Origin of the sequence: Mycobacterium sp. SMC-8, from assembly GCF_025263565.1 — a bacterium.
Classification (GTDB): Bacteria; Actinomycetota; Actinomycetes; order Mycobacteriales; family Mycobacteriaceae; genus Mycobacterium.
Genome location: NZ_CP079865.1, coordinates 3,255,442 through 3,275,798, shown reverse-complemented (window position 1 = coordinate 3,275,798; position 20,357 = coordinate 3,255,442). Strand labels below are relative to the sequence as shown.

The 20,357-nt window shown below is 65.9% G+C and carries 16 protein-coding genes and 1 tRNA gene; 9 read left to right on the top strand and 8 right to left on the bottom strand.

Annotated features, from left to right (window positions below):
* Window positions 1-8: 8 nt before the first annotated feature.
* Entirely contained in the window at window positions 9-779 is a 771-nt protein-coding gene (locus tag KXD97_RS15875) for an SDR family NAD(P)-dependent oxidoreductase (protein WP_260757786.1), read from the bottom strand.
* A gap of 180 nt (window positions 780-959) precedes the next feature.
* On the opposite strand from KXD97_RS15875, the gene KXD97_RS15870 reads away from it, so the two are divergent.
* Together KXD97_RS15870 and KXD97_RS15865 are read left to right on the top strand one after the other, a co-directional pair.
* On the top strand, window positions 960-2,147 hold the full coding sequence (locus tag KXD97_RS15870) for a cytochrome P450 (RefSeq protein ID WP_260757785.1): 1,188 nt from the start codon (window positions 960-962) through the stop codon (window positions 2,145-2,147).
* 1 nt (window position 2,148) lies between these two features.
* The gene (locus tag KXD97_RS15865; RefSeq protein ID WP_260757784.1) at window positions 2,149-2,967 is read left to right on the top strand and encodes a mycofactocin-coupled SDR family oxidoreductase; all 819 of its coding nucleotides are present in this window, start codon (window positions 2,149-2,151) and stop codon (window positions 2,965-2,967) included.
* Here KXD97_RS15865 and KXD97_RS15860 read toward each other — a convergent pair.
* A complete protein-coding gene (locus tag KXD97_RS15860) occupies window positions 2,935-3,576 on the bottom strand; it encodes a carboxymuconolactone decarboxylase family protein (RefSeq protein WP_260757783.1) in 642 nt (213 codons plus the stop codon). The two genes, KXD97_RS15865 and KXD97_RS15860, sit on opposite strands and share 33 nt — an antisense overlap.
* A 44-nt stretch (window positions 3,577-3,620) precedes the next feature.
* On the opposite strand from KXD97_RS15860, the gene KXD97_RS15855 reads away from it, so the two are divergent.
* The 4 genes from KXD97_RS15855 (at window position 3,621) to KXD97_RS33125 (ending at window position 9,195) form a co-directional block, all read left to right on the top strand.
* Window positions 3,621-4,433 (top strand): SDR family NAD(P)-dependent oxidoreductase, encoded by an 813-nt coding sequence (locus tag KXD97_RS15855; protein ID WP_260757782.1) that lies wholly within the window; start codon window positions 3,621-3,623, stop codon window positions 4,431-4,433.
* Between the two features lie 33 nt (window positions 4,434-4,466).
* The gene (locus tag KXD97_RS15850) at window positions 4,467-6,068 is read left to right on the top strand and encodes a GMC family oxidoreductase (RefSeq protein WP_260757781.1); all 1,602 of its coding nucleotides are present in this window, start codon (window positions 4,467-4,469) and stop codon (window positions 6,066-6,068) included.
* A 65-nt stretch (window positions 6,069-6,133) separates the two neighbouring features.
* Window positions 6,134-6,301, top strand: a complete 168-nt coding sequence (locus KXD97_RS15845) for a hypothetical protein (RefSeq protein ID WP_260757780.1) — start codon at window positions 6,134-6,136, stop codon at window positions 6,299-6,301.
* Between the two features lie 182 nt (window positions 6,302-6,483).
* Window positions 6,484-9,195, top strand: coding sequence for a carboxymuconolactone decarboxylase family protein (locus KXD97_RS33125; RefSeq protein WP_313901378.1), 2,712 nt, complete (start codon window positions 6,484-6,486; stop codon window positions 9,193-9,195).
* 79 nt (window positions 9,196-9,274) lie between these two features.
* Here KXD97_RS33125 and KXD97_RS15835 read toward each other — a convergent pair whose 3' ends face one another.
* Window positions 9,275-10,084, bottom strand: a complete 810-nt coding sequence (locus KXD97_RS15835; protein ID WP_260757779.1) for an IniB N-terminal domain-containing protein — start codon at window positions 10,082-10,084, stop codon at window positions 9,275-9,277.
* A gap of 424 nt (window positions 10,085-10,508) precedes the next feature.
* The gene (locus KXD97_RS15830; RefSeq protein WP_260757778.1) at window positions 10,509-11,012 is read right to left on the bottom strand and encodes a hypothetical protein; all 504 of its coding nucleotides are present in this window, start codon (window positions 11,010-11,012) and stop codon (window positions 10,509-10,511) included.
* 216 nt (window positions 11,013-11,228) lie between these two features.
* On the opposite strand from KXD97_RS15830, the gene KXD97_RS15825 reads away from it, so the two are divergent.
* The 3 genes from KXD97_RS15825 to KXD97_RS15810 all read left to right on the top strand — a co-directional run bounded on the left by KXD97_RS15825 (window position 11,229) and on the right by KXD97_RS15810 (window position 14,112).
* On the top strand, window positions 11,229-12,686 hold the full coding sequence (locus tag KXD97_RS15825; RefSeq protein ID WP_260757777.1) for a wax ester/triacylglycerol synthase family O-acyltransferase: 1,458 nt from the start codon (window positions 11,229-11,231) through the stop codon (window positions 12,684-12,686).
* Window positions 12,687-12,702: 16 nt separating this feature from the next.
* Window positions 12,703-13,530: a lysophospholipid acyltransferase family protein gene (locus KXD97_RS15820; protein WP_260757776.1), complete on the top strand. Its 828-nt coding sequence runs from the start codon at window positions 12,703-12,705 to the stop codon at window positions 13,528-13,530.
* Between the two features lie 222 nt (window positions 13,531-13,752).
* Window positions 13,753-14,112, top strand: coding sequence for a hypothetical protein (locus tag KXD97_RS15810; protein WP_260758303.1), 360 nt, complete (start codon window positions 13,753-13,755; stop codon window positions 14,110-14,112).
* Between the two features lie 214 nt (window positions 14,113-14,326).
* Here KXD97_RS15810 and KXD97_RS15805 read toward each other — a convergent pair.
* The 4 genes from KXD97_RS15805 to KXD97_RS15790 form a co-directional block, all read right to left on the bottom strand.
* A tRNA-Met gene (locus tag KXD97_RS15805) sits at window positions 14,327-14,403 on the bottom strand.
* A gap of 146 nt (window positions 14,404-14,549) precedes the next feature.
* Window positions 14,550-15,938 (bottom strand): FAD-binding oxidoreductase, encoded by a 1,389-nt coding sequence (locus KXD97_RS15800; protein ID WP_260757775.1) that lies wholly within the window; start codon window positions 15,936-15,938, stop codon window positions 14,550-14,552.
* Window positions 15,939-16,132: 194 nt separating this feature from the next.
* A complete protein-coding gene (locus KXD97_RS15795; RefSeq protein WP_260757774.1) occupies window positions 16,133-16,753 on the bottom strand; it encodes a hypothetical protein in 621 nt (206 codons plus the stop codon).
* A 178-nt stretch (window positions 16,754-16,931) separates the two neighbouring features.
* Window positions 16,932-20,357: a BTAD domain-containing putative transcriptional regulator gene (locus tag KXD97_RS15790; RefSeq protein WP_260757773.1), complete on the bottom strand. Its 3,426-nt coding sequence runs from the start codon at window positions 20,355-20,357 to the stop codon at window positions 16,932-16,934.

Below are 20,357 nucleotides of genomic sequence, written 5' to 3'. Positions count from 1 at the left end.
CAAGATGGTCAGACGCCTGCGGGACCCGGTGCTCCGTGCATGTAGAGCGTCTGCCCCGAGCAGAAGCTCGATGCATCGGACGCGAAAAAGAGCACCCCGTAGCCGATCTCGTCAGGCTCTCCGAGCCGACCCACTCCGTTCGACATGGACAGGGTCCGTTCATCGAGGCCGAGCTTCTCAGCCTCGTCCATCAGCGTTGCCGCGCGGACGGCGCCGCAGGCAATGGTGTTGACTCGGACTCCTTTGCGCGACCACGCGGCCGCCATCGACCCGGTCAGGTTGTTCACCGCAGCCTTCGCAGCGCCATACGGGGCTGCCTGAGGCATGGCGAGCAGGCTCGCCCCGGACGAGATGTTGACGATCGAGCCCTTGCCCTGCTCAAGCATCGGGACGGCAGCGGCCCGCGACAGGTGCCAGACGGCCTTGAAGTTGAGCGTCAGCACACGCTCGAACTCGTCTTCGGTCCACGCTTTGATCGGTTTCGTCTCGGCGCCGCCGGCATTGTTGACCAGGATGTCCACCCGCCCGAACTCGGCAAGGGTCGTGTCGATGAGCGCCTGGCACGCCGAGGCCGTCGTGACGTCGGTGGACACCGGCAGCGCACGATTTCCCATCGCAATCACCTCATCGGCGGTCTGCTCAAGCGGCTCGGAACGCCGGCCGGCCAGCACCACGTCGGCGCCGTGCTGCGCCAGAACCAGCGCCGCACCCCGTCCGATCCCCGTTCCTCCGCCGGTGATGACGGCAACCTTGCCTCCGACCTCGAACCGACTGCTCATATCGCTCCTCAGATTGTCCCGGCGGGCATGTCAACGCCTCGCAAAGGTTTGTACGATCGTATAGCACAAGACCCGCGTGTCGAAGCAAGATCGAATGGTTGCCCGTGGCCGGCAATTTCCTATACAGTCGTACAGCAATCGCGCAGCGCGCGATTCCTTACCGCTGACGAGGAGCCGACGTTGAGCGAGCTGTATTACGACCCTTGGGACTTCGACATCGACCTGGATCCCTACCCGACCTACAAGCGACTGCGCGACGAGCGCCCGGTGTACTACAACGAGAAGCATGACTTCTGGGGTGTGAGCCGCTACGCGGATGTCGACGCAGCCCTCAAAGACACCACCCGCCTCAGTTCGGCCAAGGGCGACATTCTCGAAGTCGTCATGACCGATCCGGTGATGCCTCCTGGCATCTTCATCAACGAGGATCCACCCCTGCACACGATCCATCGGGCCATCGTCTCCCGCGCTTTCACCCCCAAGAAGATGCGCGCGATCGAGGACAAGATCCGCGCGTTCTGCGTGGCCTGCCTGGATCCGCTCGTGGGTGGCGACCGTTTCGACTTCGTCGAAGACCTCGGCGCCGAACTGCCCATGCGCACCATCGGGATGCTCGCCGGAATCCCGGACGCCGAACAGCCGGCGGTGCGCGAGCACGCCAACGAGGTGCTGCGCAATGAAGCGGGCAAGCCCATGAGGATCAAAAAAGACAACTACTTCCGTGGCGACATGTTCGGCGAGTACGTCGAGTGGCGCGAGAAGAACCCCTCCGATGATCTGATCACCGAGTTGCTCAACGTCGAGTTCGAGGACGAGACGGGAACAACCCGCAAGCTCACCAAGCAGGAACTGGTCGTATTCCTCGCCGTCGTCGCCGGCGCGGGTGTCGAGACGACGGGTCGTCTTTTCGGCTGGATGGGCAAAGTGCTCGCCGAGCACCCCGATCAACGCAAGGAACTCGCCGAAGATCACAAACTGATTCCCACAGCCATCGAGGAACTTCTTCGGTACGAACCTCCCGGCCCCCACGTCGCCCGCTACATCGCCACCGACGACGTGACCTTCCAGGGACAAACCGTGCCTGCAGGAAAGCCCCTGCTGCTGATGCTGGCTTCGGCGAACCGCGACGAACGCCACTTCGACGACCCGGACAGGTTCGACATCCACCGAAAGCCGGGCGGACACCTGACCTTTGGACGCGGGGCACACTTCTGCGTGGGATCGCCGCTGGCACGCCTTGAGGGGCGGGTAGCCCTCGAAGAGGTACTCAAGCGCTGGCCCGAGTGGGAGATCGACATGTCAGGCGCCACCCGGTCACGAACCTCCACCGTGCGAGGCTGGGACACGATGCCCGCGGTGGTCAGCTGACGTGAGCACCACGAACACCCGGGTCGCGGTCGTCACCGGCGCCGCCCGCGGCCAGGGCCGAAGCCACGCCGTGGCTCTGGCCGCCGAAGGCGTGGACATCATCGCCATCGACCGCTGTGCCGACATCGATTCGATCCCCTACCCCTTGGCCACCAAGGAAGACCTGGACGAAACAGCTGATCTCGTTCGCGCGGCCGGCGCCAGAGTCAAGCCTGTGGTCGCCGATGTCCGTGACCTGGGCGCGCTGCAAGCCGGAATCGACTCGGGATGGGCGCAATTCGGCGATATCGACATCGTGGTCGCCAACGCGGGTGTGGTCGCCATGGGGGTGGCCGACACGCTCGACGAAGAAGTATTCGGCGACATCGTGGACGTCAATCTGCGCGGCGTCTGGAACACCATCGCTGCGACGGCACCGTCGATGATCCGCAACGGCGGTGGCGCCATGGTGTTGATCAGCTCGATGCAAGGACTCGTCGGGCGCGGTGGCGACGGAAGCGCAGCCACATTTGCCTACGCCGCGTCCAAACACGGCGTCGTAGGTCTGATGCGCTCGGCGACCTACGCCTACGCTGCGCACGGTATCCGAGTGAACTCCGTTCACCCTACCGGCGTGGCGACACCGATGATCTTCAACGAGCACATGGCTCGCATCTTCGAGGCCAATCCCAATTCCAGTGCGATGTCGGGCAATCTGCTTCCCGTACCGTTCGTCGAACCCGTCGACGTCACCAACGCGGTGATGTTCCTCGTCAGCGACAAGGCACGGCACATCACCGGTGTGGCGCTACCCGTCGACGCCGGCTTCGGAGCGATGTAGCCGATCCGGCAATGGCGGCACTGACGACGTGTCGACTCCATCCTCCACCTGAAGATCCCAGCTGTTGAAAGCCATCGCCAGACACGTGTAGGCGCCGACGATGAACGGCAGTTCCACCAATTGCCGCTCATCGAGGTGCTGACGGAGCCGGCTCCACGTGTCGTCGTCGATGCGATAGCGGTCCAAGAGCTGATCGGTGGCTGCGACGAGGTCACACTCCAACGGCGTCCACGAGGGGCTCGTCCCGTCGGCCACCGCGTTGACGTCGCCGGCGTCGAGGCCATAGTGGCTCGCCAGACGCACATGATGTACCCACTCGTAGCGCGCTCGGGTGCGCCATGCCACCCGAAGAAGCATCAGTTCGCGCGCGCGATGGCTGATGGCGGGCTGCTGCAGCAGGATGTTTCCGAAGCGGTTGAACGATCCCGCGAGCGCCGGATGATGCAGCATGGTGGCCAACACATTCGGCGCCGGCCGACGGGTTCGGAAGGCCCGCACCGCCTCTTCGGAAAACGCCTCACGAACGGCTTCGACAGCGGCGACGTCCCACTCATCCACGGGTATCGGGCGAAGGCGCGGCTCCGCCTGTGAGTCCTTCTCGGAGGCCATGAATAAACTGTACATCTGTACAACGCCAGTGCTACGTTCGAGTGATGTCGCTGTCCCCCGAATCTGCTGGCACCGCAGCGGGTCACGGTCGCCTTGCCGGACGCAAGATCATCGTCGTGGGCGCTGGATCTCGACCGTCCCCCGATCCGGAAGTCACCGTCGGCAACGGCCGTGCGATCGCCGTGCTCTGTGCGCGTGAGGGTGCCGCCGTAGCCTGCGTCGACATCAGCGAAGAAGCCGCCAAGCACACCGCGGAGCTATGCGTCGCCGAAGGCGGGAAGGCCGTCGCCATCGTCGCCGATGTACGCGAAGCGGCGGCCTGCGAACTCCTGGTCGACCAATCCCGCCAGGAACTGGGTGGCCTGGACGGCGTCGTCGCGAACGTCGGCTTCGGTGAGGGAAAAGGGCTGGAGGGCACAACCCCTGAGTTGTGGGACGAGATTTTCGCGGTCAACGTTCGGTCCCATTTCCTGGTGGCCCGCCAAGCGATGCCCGTGATGGACGACGGTGGCGCCTTTGTGTTCATCGGGTCGGCCGCCGGACTGAAGCCGGGTACTCGCCTCCCCGCCTACGACTCCTCCAAGGCCGCGCTGTTCGGTTTGACGCGTCACGTCGCACTCGAAGGCGCGCCACGACGCATCCGGGCCAACTATGTCATCCCTGGTCCTGTCGACACCCCCCTCGGGCGGGTGGGTGACAGCATGGTCGCCAGTCGGACAAAGATCCGTTGGCCGTTGGGCCGCCAGGCCAGCGCCTGGGACATCGCGTATGCGACCGTCTTCATGATGGGCCCCGAGTCTGCCTACATCACAGCGCAATCGCTCGTCGTCGACGGCGGCGTCACACAGTTCAGCTAGTTCCGCCCACCGGCACCAAACAAGGGGACGCAATTGCCGACATACGACTACATCATCGCTGGAGCAGGTTCGGCGGGGTGCGTGCTGGCAAATCGCTTGTCTGCCGACCCGGCGGTAAGCGTCTTACTGATCGAGGCCGGCGGCTCGAACAACAACATCATGCTCCGCATCCCCAAAGGCGGAGCGATGCTCGTAGAGAACGACAAGTACGCGTGGCGTTACGCGACAGCACCTTTCGGTCCCGCCAAGCGTCGTGAGTTCTGGGCTCGCGGCAAGGTGATCGGCGGCTCGAGTTCGATCAACGGCCTCGTGTACAACCGAGGCCAGCGCGCCGACTATGACGAGCTTGAGCGCCTCGGCAACAAGGGTTGGGGATGGGACGAGATGTTGCCCGTCTTCAAGGCGCTGGAAGACCACGACCTCGGCGCATCTCCCACCAGAGGAGTCGGCGGACCGGTCGGCATCTCGGTGACCAAGGACCCCGACCCGCTGTGCGAGGAACTGCTACAGGCCGGGGCCAATGCCGGCATGCCCATCGTGAGTGACATCAACGATGCCGATGGCCCCCGCGTCGGGTATTCGACTGCCACGATCAAGAATGCGCGACGAGTCAGCGCCGCGGACGCCTTCCTGACACCGGTACGACAGCGCCCGAATCTTACCGTGGTGACCGGGACCCTTGTACGCCGCGTCGTGGTCAAGAACGGTCGCGCCGTCGGCGTCGCGATCGCCGACAACAGAGGGAGCGCCGAGGTGCGCGCGCGCCGAAGTGTGATTCTGTCCCTCGGCGGCTTGAACACACCGCAGATTCTTCAGCTCTCGGGAATCGGACCGCGCGATGTGCTGAAGGCCGCCGGAGTCGAGGTGATTCTCGACCGCGTTAACGTCGGTATGCGTATGCGCGAACACCGCTGCATCGCCGTCAAGCTGCGACTGAAAGAAGATTTGGGCTACAACCGTTTCCTGTCCACGAAGTGGGGTCAGGCACGGGTGGGGTTGCGCTACCTCGCCACACACAAGGGACCATTGGCCGCCCCAGCCTTCGACATCGCGGGATTTGCCAAGACAAAGCCCGAGCTGGACCGAGTCGACATGCAATTTCTGATGGGGCCGTGGACGATTCCGACTTATCAGACCGGCGAGCCGATCGCCATTGAGCGCCAGCCAGGCGTCTCATGCCTGGGAATGGTCCTGCGGCCCACGTCGGAAGGCAGCATCACCATCACAGCGGCTGACGCGGGCGCACCACCGCTGATCGACCCGGGTTACCTGACCAGTGACTACGATCGCAAGACCATCGGTGATGTCGTCCGGACGATCCGCGGCATGTTCGAGCAGTCCCCGATCGCTGAACGCATCAGCCATGAAACCTTCCCTGGCATCGGTGTGCAGACCGACGAGGAGATCGTCGACGCCGCACTTGACGCCGGGTACTGCGGATACCACGCCATCGGCAGCTGTGCGATGGGACCGAGCGACGACGACGTCGTCGACAGCAAGCTGCGCGTTCGCGGCGTGGACAATCTTCGGGTGGTCGATGCCTCGGTGATGCCGACCATGCTGGCGGGCAATTTGAATGGTCCGATGATGGCAATGGCATGGCGGGCAGCGGATTTGATACTCGAAGACCTTTAAGGCGAAAGTTCCCATTCTTTAGCCTTCGCGCTCCAGACTTCCTCCACCCAATACGGCCGTGCACGGTGATCTCGGGCCGGCAACGCGACGAGTGCTGCAACGACGACTCCTCGCGCACCTACCACCCACAGGTACCGGTGCCGCCGGCATCAGACACCGATCCGCAGTTCGCTGCTATCAAGAACATCGAGCTGGGTGCGGGTGGCCGCGCAGCGTGGCTGATGCCCGAATGAGTGTGCCGCATCACTCCGTAATATTTAAGTGAGCCAAAGCACTGTACGAGTGTACAGCAGCGATGTACGCTTCGAAGCGATCACACCGCGCCAGCCCGGCGGAGTCCTTTGTCGTTCGGTCATTCGGCCAGAAGCACGCCTCCTCGCGGTGACGACCAAGCCGCCAAAAGGAGAACGAGTTCATGTCCGCGACTATCGAGCCCACGCACCCCACTGAGCCGCCTAACACCGACAGCAGCTGTCCTCTAACGCATCTCGTTGACATCGACGGCGCCTTCACCCCATCAGGTGGGCATATTTCAACCCGGGACGGCGCGGCACGGCATCACAAGGTCACCGAGTCGTGCGGCGGTTGGCTGCGTGCGGGCGTCGTCGCGTTCGGGCTCGGCGTCGCACTTACGGCCGGCGGTGGTATCGCTGCTGCGGAGACCCCGGACTCGGCCGGCGATTCGTCAGCGGGAACGACTTCTGAGTCTGCGACTTCCGCCTCGACGGGCGAACGGGCAAATCAAGAAGAATCCGACGACTCGAGCGATCCCAACGAACCCGACGACACTGACGTCGATTCCAATTTGAGCGACAACCAGCAGTCCGGCGATTCCGACGATTCAGACGACACCGAGTCCCATACGGTCGAACCCGAAGCGGAGGCTGTAGACGACTCCGATCGCGACCATGCGGGCGCCCGGAAGAGCGGGTCGACGGAGGCTCGGGCCGATGCCGAAGCCGACGTCGAACCCGAAGTGCATGACACACGAGGGACCGAAAGCACTGGCCCCGGCACTGTGCCTATCGCCTTGTCGCGTGCAATGTCTGCGCCCGAAGCGGCGATTCCACCTTCACACTCCCCGCAGACCGCTCTGCTCTTCAGCTCATATCTGACCATCGGTGGTCGCTGCGGACTCATCTGCAACGGCGCCGACGGCACCGCGGAGAATCCCAACGGCGGCAACGGCGGATGGCTCTTCGGTAGCGGCGGCGCCGGCTGGAACAGTACGGACGTCGGCGTAGCCGGGGGCAACGGCGGCCACGGCGGACTTCTTTTCGGCAACGGCGGACGCGGCGGCTCAGGAGGCTTGTCGGCAGTCGGAGGCGATGGCGGAAACGCCGGCCTTCTGGGCGGACGCGGCGGTGACGGCGGTGCAGGCGGCGCGGGTGGCGCAGGTTCGAGCGGCGTCAGCGAAAGCGACAGCGGACGTGGCAGCCAGGGGGACAACGGCGGGCACGGGGGCGCCGGTGGCAACGGCGCCTTCCTGTGGTTCGGCCAGGGCGGGAACGGCGGCGCCGGCGGCGCAGGCGGAACGGGGGGAACCGGTGCCCACGGAGTCGATGCCGCCATCGGCAGCGGAGTTGACGGCGGACCAGGGGGCGCAGGCGGCACAGGTGGCGCCGGCGGTGTCGGTGGTGCCGGCGGAAGCGGTTCCTTGCTCCTGGGCCAGGGTGGTGCCGGCGGCCACGGCGGAGCCGCGGGTGAAGGTGGTGCCGGCGGATATGGGGGCACCGGAGGGGCCATCGTAGGCACCAACGCCAATGGCGCGATCGCCGACAGTGACGCCGTCGGTGGTGCTGCTGGTGCCGGCGGTGCGCCGGGTCTGGCCGGTTACGGCGGCCGAGGCGGCTATGGCGGGCTACTGGGCCGCTCCGGTGCCGCCGGCGCCACGGGAGCCCCATCGTCGGCTGGCTCATCCGGCGGCGAGGGCGGTGCCGGAGGTTTGAATGGCCGGCTGCCGGCGTTCGATTTGACCACCGCAACCCAGGAGCAGCTCGCCCTGGCCGCGCAGATGAAGTACCTGGACTCCATTATCCGCCAACAGTTTCCGGCGATCTACATGAAGTACGAAACCGAGACCATGGGGCCGCTGAACGCCTACCTGTACAACGGCACGATCGGCACCGCGTTGTTCAATCTCAACAACGTCCTGTCACGGTCCACCATCAGCACCCGCCTCCGCGAAGTTGCGATCCTTTCGGTCGGCGGAAAGTGGGCCTCTGAGTTTGAACTGCACGCGCACATGATCTTCGGGCGTGCCATGGGTGTTCCCGAAGCAGCGATTCAATCGTTGGCACGCGGCCAGCAACCGGCAGGCCTTTCCGGATCCGATCTGATCGTGGCGCAGTTCGTGCAGGAGCTCGTTTCCACCTACCGTGTCAACGATGCGCTGTACGCGGACGCAGTGACAGCGCTGGGACAGGCCGGAGTTGTCGACATCGTCCACATCGCCGGCGCCTACATCGGGGTATCGATGCTGCTCAACGCCTTCGAAGTGCAGGCGCCCGAGGATGCGCCCGGTCAAAGCGTGCTGCCCACGCCCGGCGCACCAGGTAGCGGCGGCACCGGCGCGTCGCGGCTCCCCATCCTCGATCTCGCGTCCGCCACGGCTCAGCAGGTCGCCCTCGCTGAGCAGATCAAGTCCGGCAACCTGTACCCAGACGCAGATCAACTCGCCGGGCCACTCAACGCCTACCTCTACAATCCGGTCATCGGATCAGCGGTCTACAACCTCAACAACAGCATCAACTCCGCTCGTTTGAGCGCCTCTGTCAAGGAAGTCGCCAGCCTGTCCGTCGGTGGCCTTTGGGGCGCACAGTTCCAGATCGACACGCACTCGACCTCAGCACGTCAGGCCGGTGTCTCCGACGCAGCTATCACCGCGCTGGCAAGCGGCCAGACTCCTGTGGACCTGACGGGCGACGAGATGATCGCCGCACAATTCGTGCGTGAACTCCTCACCCGCTACCGAGTGGGTAACGACCTTTACCACGCAGCCGAGGCTGCTCTTGGGCGGGATGGCGTCGTGGACCTCGTCCACATTGCGAGCGCACAGGTCGGGGTTGCGATGCTGCTCAACGCATTTCAGATTCCGGCAAGCTCAGCAGCAGTATCGATGACGTAGCCGAACATCGACGATGCGACACCGCCCCGGCATCTGCCGGGGCGGTGTCGTCGGCTGTCGATTGCAGCCCCGTAAACTTTCAGTCGAAGAGATCCCACGACTGTGTTGTGCCGCCCATCGTCGCGGACGTTTCCGAAGGCTCTGTCGACGACCACTCCGAAGGTGTTGCAGAAGCGTCTTGGAAAGCGGGCGAGGGGGTTTCGTCGTCGATTGTCGGCATCCCTGTGGGATTGATGTCTGAGCTGTAGGGCAACTCGACGTCTTCGTGCTCCTCGACGCTGTCCTGGAAAATCGAGCTTCCATCTCCGTAGGCGATGTTGGAGTTCGATCCCGTCTGGACAACAGCGTTGTCGACATCGTTGCCATCCCCCAGCACAGCCCCGTCGCCGCTCAAGATGGCTCCAGACGTCGTACCGCTGACAGCGACGGCACCATCACCGGATGCGCTGTTCTGATCGCCCAGAACGAAATCACCGAAGGTGAAATCAGGACTGGCCAGTTCGGTGAAATTGTGGCTGCCCAACTGGGTGGTGTTGTCGTGCACTTCCGTGTCATTGTGACTGGCTTCGGTATCGATTGGGAGGCTGAGGAGACTTCCGTTGTCTGACAACGGTTCTGTAACGGCGAGATCCGGGGCGGAGTCCCCCGACAAGGGAATGATCGTGTCGACGCCGACGTGCTGGGCCACCGCGCGCTGTAGCTCGAGGGCGTGATCGCCTCCATTGAGGCCGATCTCGGGAAATGCCGTGGCAGCGACGGCCCCCAGCTGATTCACATCGGCGTCCTCCAAGCCAGCCGATGCGAGCGCCTGTCTCGGATCACTGGCGAACGCCCGCGCGAGAGCATCGTCGCGGAAAAGAGCGATGACGAAGTCGATCAAATTGGTCATGGTGACCTCCGTTCGGCGCAGGAATGCACAACCTCGATGTCGAGGTGGTGACGTAAGGGTTTATGGGAAGTTGTTGGGCAGGAACGCCCCTGATGAACGTCGCTGAGACCCGCCTCGCACGCGGGCAGGTGACACCACCCACGCTTAATCCGCCGCGGTGCGCACTACCGGCAAGAGAGCATTTCCCTCAAGCTCTACCTCGTTGGAGCGTAGGCTGCGCTGTACAACCGTACAAATCAGCCTGGAGGCGCCCTAGCGACAGGCGGCCATTTCACCGACATGTGGCGCACAGCCACACCGGTGCGTCGCAGCACGGCGTCAGGCCGCGCAATCTGCATCAACCGAGAAGTTGCAAAATACGGCGGTATCGCCGGGAAGACGACCGCCGCAGGTGCACCGCAGCGGTCGCCTGCCCGGATTGGCTCTACTTCTTGAAGACGGTGAAAACGGTGCCCGGCTGCAGGAAGAAGTCGGTCGCATTAGCGCAAATTGTTGCGCTCACCGGCGATCCGTCGTACTGCTTCGTCCCAGGGTCGGTCGCCGAGATGACACCCGACACGTTGGCCTTTACCGGATGATCTGCGGGGCAGTCCGGACTGGGCCCCAGCACCGTGTTCTGAATGTTGGTCAGTTGCACCGTGGAACCCGCCAGGAACCCCTGATCGAAGACAATGCGCTCCAAGCCCGGCGCCTCCCGTTGCGTATAGCCACCCGTGGTACCCCGGGCAGCCACACAGTTCTGCAGCGGGTGCGGCCAGGTCTGATTGGGACCCTTGAAGACGCTGCACTGGAACGCCACATTAGGCGGCACAGGTGGCTGCGCCGCAGCCGGCGCGCTGGTCAGCACCGCGGAACTTACGAGGCCCGCGGCAGCCAGGGCAGCGGCTGCGCCGCCAACTCGGGCGCGTCGATTCGAAGTCTGTGTCATGTCGGGTGTTCCTTTCCTCATCCCACTCAACCGTTGAGTGCCACCCCGGCCCGTGACGGCGATACCCCTCACCGCCCAGAGCCACACCAAATCCGTGTGATCCGGCCCTCAATAACTTGATTTTGTGAGGTGCATCGCGAACCGCGATGTGCTATACATCTGTACAGCATTCGCAAGGGAAATGCCAGCGCCAAACGCAAAACGGGGGTACGGCGTGTGATCCGACTCAACGGTATGGATGCGGTCTTGGTGTATGGCGAGGCACGGAACCTCCACACGCACACAATGAAGATCGCTGTTGTTCAAAGCAACAGCGGGAAGCCATTGACGTTCGAGGCGTTCCGCCAGTCACTGGAAGCCCGCCTTCACCAACTCGATCCGCTGCGATGGCGTCTCATCGAGACACCTTGGCGGTTGCACCACCCGATGTGGACTGAAGGCCCTGTCGATCTTGACTATCACCTCCGGCGGGTGACCGTGCCTGCCCCCGGTGGCCGTCGCGAACTGAACCGGGTGATCGGCGAGGTGGCGAGCACACCGCTGGACCGGACCCGGCCGTTGTGGGAGTTCTACTTCGCCGAGGGGTTGGCGGACCATCGGGTTGCGCTGATCGGCAAGGTGCATCATTCGCTGGCCGACGGCGTGGCCTCGGCGAATCTCATGGCTCGGTTCATGGGTCTCGTGCATGAACCGCCGAAAGTCGGCGTCGCAGTGTCTACGACGCCCGGCAAGGGCGCCATGTTGCGAACCGCGGCACGCGGTCACGTCAAACAGGTGTCGCTCATCCCGCGCCTCGTAACGGACGCAGCTAGCGGCCTGTCCAGGGTCCGACGGCGGGCACGCGACCGGGGCGAACGGCCTGACATGGCGAAGATGTTCGACCCTCCCCCGTGCTTCCTGAATCATGTTGTCTCCCCGAGGCGTACGTTCGCCAGTGCGACACTTCCTCTCGTTGACGTCAAGGCAACCGCCAAGCATCTCGACGTGACGTTCAACGACTTGGTTCTTGCAACCGTTTCCGGCGCGCTCCGCGAACTGCTGCTGCGATACGACGGCAGAGCTGACCGGCCGCTGCTGGCCAATGTGCCCGTCAGCACGGATAAGTCGATTGACCGCATCAGTGGCAACGAGCTCAGCGGGCTTCCCGTTTCGCTGCCAGTCCACGTCGACGAACCGACGAAGCGCGTTCGTCTCACCGCCGCAGCGACCAAGATCGCCAAGGACGACAACCAAGTTGTCGGCCCGGACCTTTACAGCAGGATCATGAGCTATCTTCCGACGGCGCTCGCGCCGGCTGCGTTCCGATGGCAAGCGACGCGGGCCGCGCACAACAGCGTCATGAACGTACCGATCTCCAACGTCCCCGGCCCTCGCGAGCGCGGCGAGATCGGTGGCCTACCCGTCACTGAGTTCTATTCCACGGGCGTCCTGTCGGCGGGTGTGGCCATCAACATCACGGTGTGGAGCTACGCCGATCAGCTCAACATTTCGGTACTTGCCGACGATGAAACCTTCCACGACGTCCACGAAGCCACAGACGCCATTGTGCATGCGTTCAGCGAACTGCGTTGTGCAGCAGGCTTGTCGGCGAGACTGAGCCCGCTCACTACAGCGATGGCCGCCGTCAGCGCATACCGCCAGACAGGGGATGCCGCCGATGACGTCAGACCGTAGGAAACAGGTGAGACTGGTGGCTGTAGATGCCGGAAGCAAAGCCGACGACGATGCATGCAAAACCACGAGATGGGATCCGGACTTCATCGAGAGGGTCAAGGACAAGGGCTGGCCAATTCTGAAGCGGTACTTCCGTGCCGAAATTCACGGCGTGGACGGCATACCTTCCACCGGCGGAGCGTTGCTTGTTTCCAACCACTCCGGGGGATCACTGACTCCAGACGTCGTTCTGTTCGGCTCCGCGTTCTATGACCAATTCGGTTACGAGCGGCCATTGTTTACCCTGGCACACAGCCAGGTCTTCATCGGGCCCTTCAAGCAGTTGCTGGGTCGACTCGGGGTCATCCACGCCTCCCGGGACAACGCCGCGAAGGCCTTGGCAGCGGGCGCTTTAGTGCTCGTATTCCCCGGCGGTGACTACGACGCCTACCGACCCACCCTGGGCGCCAACGTCATCGACTTCAATGGACGCACGGGTTATGTTCGGGCCGCGGTGGACGCCGGTGTGCCGATCGTGCCGATGGTGTCAATCGGCGGGCAAGAGACGCAACTGTTCCTGACGCGCGGCACAGGGCTGGCGAAGCGCCTGGGGCTCGGACGACTCAGAGTGGGAATCATGCCAATCAGCGTCGGATTTCCCTTCGGTGTCAGCGCCTTCATCCCGCCGAACGTTCCACTGCCGGCCAAGATTACGACGCGCGTATTGGAACCGATCGACGTCGTGGGCCTCTTTGGACAGGACCCCGACATCGACGTTGTCGACTCCCATGTGCGCTCGGTAATGCAGGACGCGATGAACGAGCTCGTCCGTCGACGACGCTTCCCTTTTTTGGTTGAAAGTTAGCTAACGAACGCCTCAAACTGATGACGCAAAGGTCCTGCGTCGAACCGGTTGGCTGCGGTGCGTGTGGACGATGGTGCCCGCGCGATCTTCGAGAGAGACTACGTCCGAAACAGTGTCAGTCTCGGGTACGCCGTCACTGTGCACAGCGCTCAGGGGTCTACCGCTGACTCAACCCACGCCATTCTTCGCGAGAACACCACACGTTCCTTGCTCTACGTAGCTATGACGCGCGGCCGTGAGGTAAACAACGTCTATCTCTGCGAACGTGCCAGCGAGTCTGAATACGGCAGATCACGAGACGATGCTGCCGCGCTTGTCCGTGGTACCGAAAAGCACTCGGCAACGATGCTTATGGCGATGGCGCTCCAGAATGACGACCGGCCGACTACCGCGCTCAATCTCGCCGCACAGAACTCCGCTGCTCGACCAACACATCGGGTCACCAAGCTTCTCGAACACACGGCCCAACGCCTTGCGGGCCTGCGCGAGAATTACCGACAACAGCAGACCATGAAGACGCATCCTCGATCTGTGCGCGAAAGGTCGCGCAGCCAATCGGTTGACAACGGTATCGAACTCTAGGGCGAGAATACGGATTCCGCGGAATTCGACGAGTCGCACACCGGAACTCCGTGGTCGGGCACCACCCTCACGTGTTCCGTACTAACACTCCAAACCCATCCTGCAGTGTCTACGGACCGCAGCGCTTCAACTATTAGGCAAGCTAATGTTCCCAAAAGTGTTCCTAAAGCCAATGAAAACGGCCCCCGGAGTTACCTCCGAGGGCCGTTTTACCTGGTAGCGGGGACAGGATTCGAACCTGCGACCTCTGGGTTATGAGCCCAGCGAGCTACCGAGCTGCTCCACCCCGCGATGGTGAACGCTACGTTACCGGGGCGGTTGCTTCGGCTCCAAATCGCCTGCTCAACGCCACTGTCGGCCTCCCGCGAGCGTGCGCTTTCTCCGGCTTTCTCACGGCGTGGCGGCCGCAGACACGCACGCTCGCGGCAAGGGGGCGTCTACCGGGGTGTGCGGATCACCTGGCCGGTGGCCAGGACACCGGCGGGGTCGTATCGGTCGGCGAGGGCAGCCAGCCAGTGCAGCGTGTCCTGGTTGTACACCCGCGCCGGGCGGGCCGGGTCATAGGACGGCGCGAAGTTCGGCATCTGCCCGCCGGTGGCCCACGGCGCCACAGCTGCCGTCACCGCGCGGGCGTGCTCGACCACCACGGCTGCGTTCTCCGGCATCGGTGCCCCGATCACCGCGAGCGAGAACGCCGCGTCGCGATGGCAGAACGCGCTGCGGTGCTGCGGCTCACGGGCCAGCGCTCCCCCGAGCAACCGCAACTCGACGAGCACCTGCGGGGAGCCCGAGCCGGGCCCCGCGACTGCCAGCAGCGCGTCGATCGCCTCGGCCGGCAACTCGGACAGCAGCGCCTGGTCCTCGTTGATGGGCATCGGGTCCACCGGGTCGGCGTGCACGGCCCCGATCGCCGCGTACGGCAGCACCCCGATGTTGTCCAGGATCGGGGTCGCGGCCGCCCGCATCGGCGCGAGCAGCCTCTCCGCATCGGCGAAATCACCGACGGCCGTGTATCGAACCGCGACCGTCATGCGACCGGCCAGCGGTGCGGGCACGCCCGGCAACGGCGGCAGCTGTTGCACCGCGATCGACGTGTTCACCGTCTCGGGCAGTCCGACACTCCACGCGCGCCAGGCGTGCAGCACCTCAGCCGTCGCGGCACCGTCGAAAAACACTGCGCCACCGTAGTACTCAGGAATAGGTAGCAGGTCCATCTCGACCGCGGTGACGATACCGAGGGTGGCCTTGCCGCCGCGCAGGCCCCAGAACAGATCCGCGTTCTCATCAGGGGTGGCGCGCAACAGCTGTCCCTCACCGGTCACCACGTCGAACGCCCGGACGTGATCCGACGACAGCCCCGCAGTGCGGACCAGCGGACCGATCCCACCGCCGGTCAGATACCCCACCACGCCGACCCCGGGCGCCGAACCGCACAGCGGCGCAAGGCCGTGCGGGGCCGCGACATCGATGACGTCCTGCCAGCGTGCCCCCGCCGCCACCCGCACCGTGCGATTGAGGACGTCGACCTCGCAGTGCTTCATCGCCGCCGTCAGCACCAGGATGGTGCCGGACCCCACCCCGACCGCGCCGTGGCCGGTCGCCTGCACCGTGACGGTGAACCCGTGCGTCGCGGCAAACCTGACCGTGCCGGCGACGTCCTCGGCCGAGGTCGCCAACACCACCGCGGCCGGGTCGACCGGTGCGGCCACGTTCCACGGCACGCATCGCTCGTAGCCCGGCTCGCCGGGCAGCGCCACATGGGTGGCGACCTGGTCGCGCAGGGTGCGCAGCGCCTCGTCGCGGCTCAGGTCGGTCGGTACGGTCATCGGAGTCCTTTCTCGGATGCTTCGTGTCGCGGACAAGCATCACCGAGCGGCCTTGGCGACCGCTTGGCCGAGAACACCAAGAAAAATCCAAGCGGAATTTACCGCGCGACCAGGGAGTTCGCCCGCGCTACGACGTCGCAAACGGCGCGCACTGCCGCAAATCGCGGCCTGTACGCGTTCTCACGCGCGCGCTGTCAGACCATCTCCGGCACCCGCAGATGTGCCAGCACCAGGTCGCAGTCGCAGGCGTCAAGCACCTCGGCCCCGGCCTCGCGCACCGCGGCCTTCTCGAGCGCGTCGATCGCGGCGTGGTTGTGCCGCAGCGCCTCGGCGCTGTCGAACGTCAGCGACGCGACACCGAATCCCGAATCGCGGTCGACCATCAGGCTGGCACTGCAGAAGCCGTCCATTTCCTCCAGCGCCGGGATGGTGGCCAGCCGGAAGCCATCGATGGCGCGTTCCGCGCCTTTGGGAGCGACGCGGGCCCACGTGACCCGCACGCAGGCGCCGGGTGCCGAGCGGTGGTCGCGGTGCAGCGCGGCGATCTCCCACTCGTCGACCGTGGGGCTGCCACCGAGGATCTCGGCGGCGCGGTTGCGGTACTCGTCGGCAACGCGCCGGCTGGCGTGCATCGCCGTCTCCGATTCCCACGCCGTGGTCACGATGCAGCGGCCCGACTGGCGGTCCACCAGCAGCGACAGACCGACGTAGCCGTCGAGTTCGGTCAGCGCGGGCCACACCGTGTCGTGGATATAGGTGATCCCGGCGTCGATCGCCGAGGACCGCGCGTGGACTGTTGAACTACGCGCATACATGTCTGCCTCCGTCGTCGTTGGCAGCGTCCCAGCGGCGCCGCCGGACCAACCCATCGTCCTCTCCGGCCTGCCTGAGGGCAATGGCCGCGGCAGCCGCGCGCTCGCGAAAGCGCCACCACGGTCGCGGATCCGGCGCGGGAACTACCGTGAAGGCGCTTTCGCGACAAACCGGGGCCGTTCAGCGCAGCCGCGACGCCGCGGCCGCCACCGCCGCCATGCCGACCTGGGCGGCCTCTGCCGCCAGCGCCGCGGCGGCTGCCGCCCGCCCGGGCGACGGGTCGGTCAGCTCGTACTCCAGCAGGCGGCAGCGCAGCAGCGCGGGGACGCCGGCGGTGCGCTCGGCGATGCCGCGGGCCACCGCCAGATCCTCGAGCGCGCCCGCCCTGTCGCCGCGCAACGCGCGCAGGCGTGCGGTCGCCAGCGCCACCGGCCCGGCCATCCCGACCTGTCCGATCACCGCAATCCGGTCGCGATACGGGTCCAGCTGGGCCAGAAGAGGTTCGGCGAACTCCCTCAGATCGTGGTCGGCGGCCAGATGTGCCAGCAGCGCATGATGGCCCAGCGTCGTCCAGATATGGGCCCGGTCGGTTTTCTGCGCCCACTGCCGCACGGTGGCCAGCGCTTCGGCACGGGCCTGCGGGCCGGTCAGCAAGGTCAGCACCCCGGTCCGGACCACGCCGACCATGCCCAGGCCGCCGGCCTGCCGAGCGTCCAAGTCGGTCCAGCTGGGGTCGACGGGTCCGCCGCGCTCGCGCAGCAGGGTCGCCCGCGCCAGCAGTCCGCTGCCCGCCTCGTACAGCTCGGTCTGCTCGTGCACGTGCGCCGCGATCGCATGGTGCCGTTCGGCTTCGGCGAAGTCTCCGTGCCACACCGCCAGCACCGCCTCCATCCACCGCAGCTGCGCGCGCAGCACCGGCAGCTGCAGCTCCTCGCTACCGGCGATACCGGCCTGCACATGGCGCCGGGTGCCCTCGACGTCGCCGAGGTTCATCGCCGCCATCGTCGCCACCGAATGCGCGATCACCGCGTCTTCGCGGGACCTGGTGTGCCTCAACGAGTTCAGATGTTCTGCCCACTCCAGTGACTGGGTGCTCAGTGTCGCCACCCCGGAGAAGGTGATCAGCCGGCCGGTCAGGACGTCGGCGATGACATCCGGATCGCCGGTGGCTTCGGCCAGTCGCTCGGCCCGGTCGAGCAGTTCGGGCGCGACCGTCGCGTCGGGGTGGTAGCAGTGCCCCACGGCCAGCGCTGAGAGCACCCGCGCTGCCGAGGCCGGATCGTCCTCCGACAGCGTCGCCGCCCGCGCCAGCAAGGTCAGCAGCTCTCCGGGGTCGTTTCCCGGTGCCAGCCAAGGCCATCCGCCGCTGGCCCGCAACAGCGCACTCGCCACGCGCCCGGCGCTCGCGGCCCGACCGGTGCGCAACGCCTCCCCCAGGTAACGCTGCACGCTGTCGAGCACCAACTGGCCGCGACCGGCCCGCGAATGCGCCTCCAGCAGTTCGACGGTCAGCCCGTCCCGCTGCGCGTCGTCGCGTTCGGACACCGGAAGACGATCGTAGGCGTCCAGTGCCGCCTGCCACCATCGCGCGGCGATATCCGAACTCCACTGCGCAGTGGCGTGTTCGGCCGCCACTCGGCAGGCCTGCACCACCGTGGCGGGCTCCGCCAGCGGTTGCGCGGCCACCAGGTGCTGCGCGCGCCAGGTCGGCGCATCCGGCAGGGCGCTGTCGGCGAGCACGTCGGCGACCTTGGCGTGCAGCCGCTGTCGACGCAGCGCCGGCATCCCGGTCAGCAACTGCTCGCGCAGCAGGCCGTGGGCGAACACGTACCCGTCACCGGTGTGGGAGGCGACGATGATCCGTTCGTCGGCGGCCTCGTCGAGATAGTCGGCAAGGGTGTCCAGATCCAGCGCCGTGGCCTGCGCCAGTAGCGGGACGGTGACGGAGTCGAGGACGTCGGCGATGACCGCGGCGGTGCGCAGCACCTGCATCACCGCCGGATCCAGCGCGGCCAGCCGGCGGTCCAGCACCGAGCGCACGGCGTGCGGAATCTCGCTGCCCGCGCGCTCTTCTCGGGGCAGGCGCGCATACTCGGAGACGAAGAACGGGTTGCCGCCGGTGCGGTCGGCGAGTTCAGCGGCCTCGGCGGCGGTGACGGCCTCCTCGGCGACCTCGTTGGCCAGCGTGGCGACGTCCTCCGACGACAGCGCCGGCACCTCGATGAGCCGATTGTCCTTGCCCCGTGCGACGGTGCTGAGCAATCGCGCGACCTCCGGCGTGTGCTCACCGTCGCGCACCGTGACGATCACCAGGATGGGGTGGTCGCGCAGGGCCCCTGCGATGTAGGCCAGACAGGCCGCCGAGGTGGTGTCGGACCACTGCACGTCATCGACGACGACGGCCAGCAGTCGCGGCGCGGATTCGAGCAGCCGCTGAATGCGTTCGTAGACGAGGAATCTCGCGGTGTCGGGGTCGGCATGCGGCGGGATCTCGAGCACCTCGTCGGCATCGGCCCCCAACGCCCGGACCAGGTGACGCATCGGCCACCACGGCGGGGTACCACGCTCGTCGGGGCAGTTGACCCACACCACGTCGCCGCCGTCGGCGTCGACGAGCCCGGCGATCTCCTCGGCGAGCCTCGTCTTGCCGATGCCCGGTGGACCCGACAGCACCAGCCAGCGCGCCGCCCCGGCGGTGACCCGGGCCAACATCTCCGCCGCCGTTGCCAATTCGCGGTCACGCCCCACCAACGGGGCGCGGTGCGGCGCGGCGTCGGCCACAACCGCCGGCGCCGTCGTCACCTCGGGCTGCGGCAGCGTCGTCGCGCCCGTCCACTCCGGCGAGCGAGGCCAGCCGGTGAGCTCGGGCGCCTGTCGCAGCACCGCGGTGTGCAGTTCCCGGAGCTCGGAGCCGGGGTCCAGGCCGAGTTCATCGGCGAGCAACCGCGCATGCCGGGCGTAGACCTCCAGCGCCTCGTGCGCGCGCCCGGCGCGGTAGAGCGCCAGCATGTGCAGCCGGCAGCCCCGGTCGGCGAGCGGATCGAGTTCGCGCAGCCGCAACACCTCGGTCAGCGCGGCCGGCACCTTGCCCAACGCCAGCAGCGCCGTCACCTTGCAGGTCACGCATTCGGTGCGCATCTCGGCGATACGGGCGGCGTCCTCGCGCACCCAGTCCGCGTCGGCCATGTCTTCGAGCAGCTCGCCCCGCACCAGGCTCAGCGCGGCATCGGCCTCGGACAGCGCCTCCTCCCACCGCTCCCCCTCGATGGCGGCGCTCGCGCGGGCGCACGTCGCGGCGAACACCGCGACGTCGACCTCGTCGGGGCCGACGTCGAGGTAATAGCCCGGCGGCTGACGCACGATGGGCGACGCCATCTGCGAATCGCGCAGCGCCCGGCGCAAATTCGAGATGTACACCTGCAGGCTGGCCGTCACGCTGGCCGGAAGGTCATCTCCCCATACCGCGTGAGCCAGCCGGTCGGTGGACACCACCCGACCCTGCGCCAGCAGCAGGGCGGCAAGCACCGCCCGCTGCTTGCGCGGACCGACATCGATCGGGCTCCCCCCGTGGACCACCTGCAGTGGCCCGAGCAACCGATAGCGCAC

Bases quoted from the DNA above. Each gene is read 5' to 3' on its own strand.
- KXD97_RS15855 (WP_260757782.1), top strand. From the start codon at position 3,621: ATGTCGCTGTCCCCCGAATCTGCTGGCACCGCAGCGGGTCACGGTCGC.
- KXD97_RS15835 (WP_260757779.1), bottom strand. From the start codon at position 10,084: ATGACCAATTTGATCGACTTCGTCATCGCTCTTTTCCGCGACGATGCT.
- KXD97_RS15810 (WP_260758303.1), top strand. From the start codon at position 13,753: ATGACGCGCGGCCGTGAGGTAAACAACGTCTATCTCTGCGAACGTGCC.
- KXD97_RS15800 (WP_260757775.1), bottom strand. From the start codon at position 15,938: ATGACCGTACCGACCGACCTGAGCCGCGACGAGGCGCTGCGCACCCTG.
- KXD97_RS15875 (WP_260757786.1), bottom strand. From the start codon at position 779: ATGAGCAGTCGGTTCGAGGTCGGAGGCAAGGTTGCCGTCATCACCGGC.
- KXD97_RS15830 (WP_260757778.1), bottom strand. From the start codon at position 11,012: ATGACACAGACTTCGAATCGACGCGCCCGAGTTGGCGGCGCAGCCGCT.
- KXD97_RS15860 (WP_260757783.1), bottom strand. From the start codon at position 3,576: ATGGCCTCCGAGAAGGACTCACAGGCGGAGCCGCGCCTTCGCCCGATA.
- KXD97_RS33125 (WP_313901378.1), top strand. From the start codon at position 6,484: ATGTCCGCGACTATCGAGCCCACGCACCCCACTGAGCCGCCTAACACC.
- KXD97_RS15795 (WP_260757774.1), bottom strand. From the start codon at position 16,753: ATGTATGCGCGTAGTTCAACAGTCCACGCGCGGTCCTCGGCGATCGAC.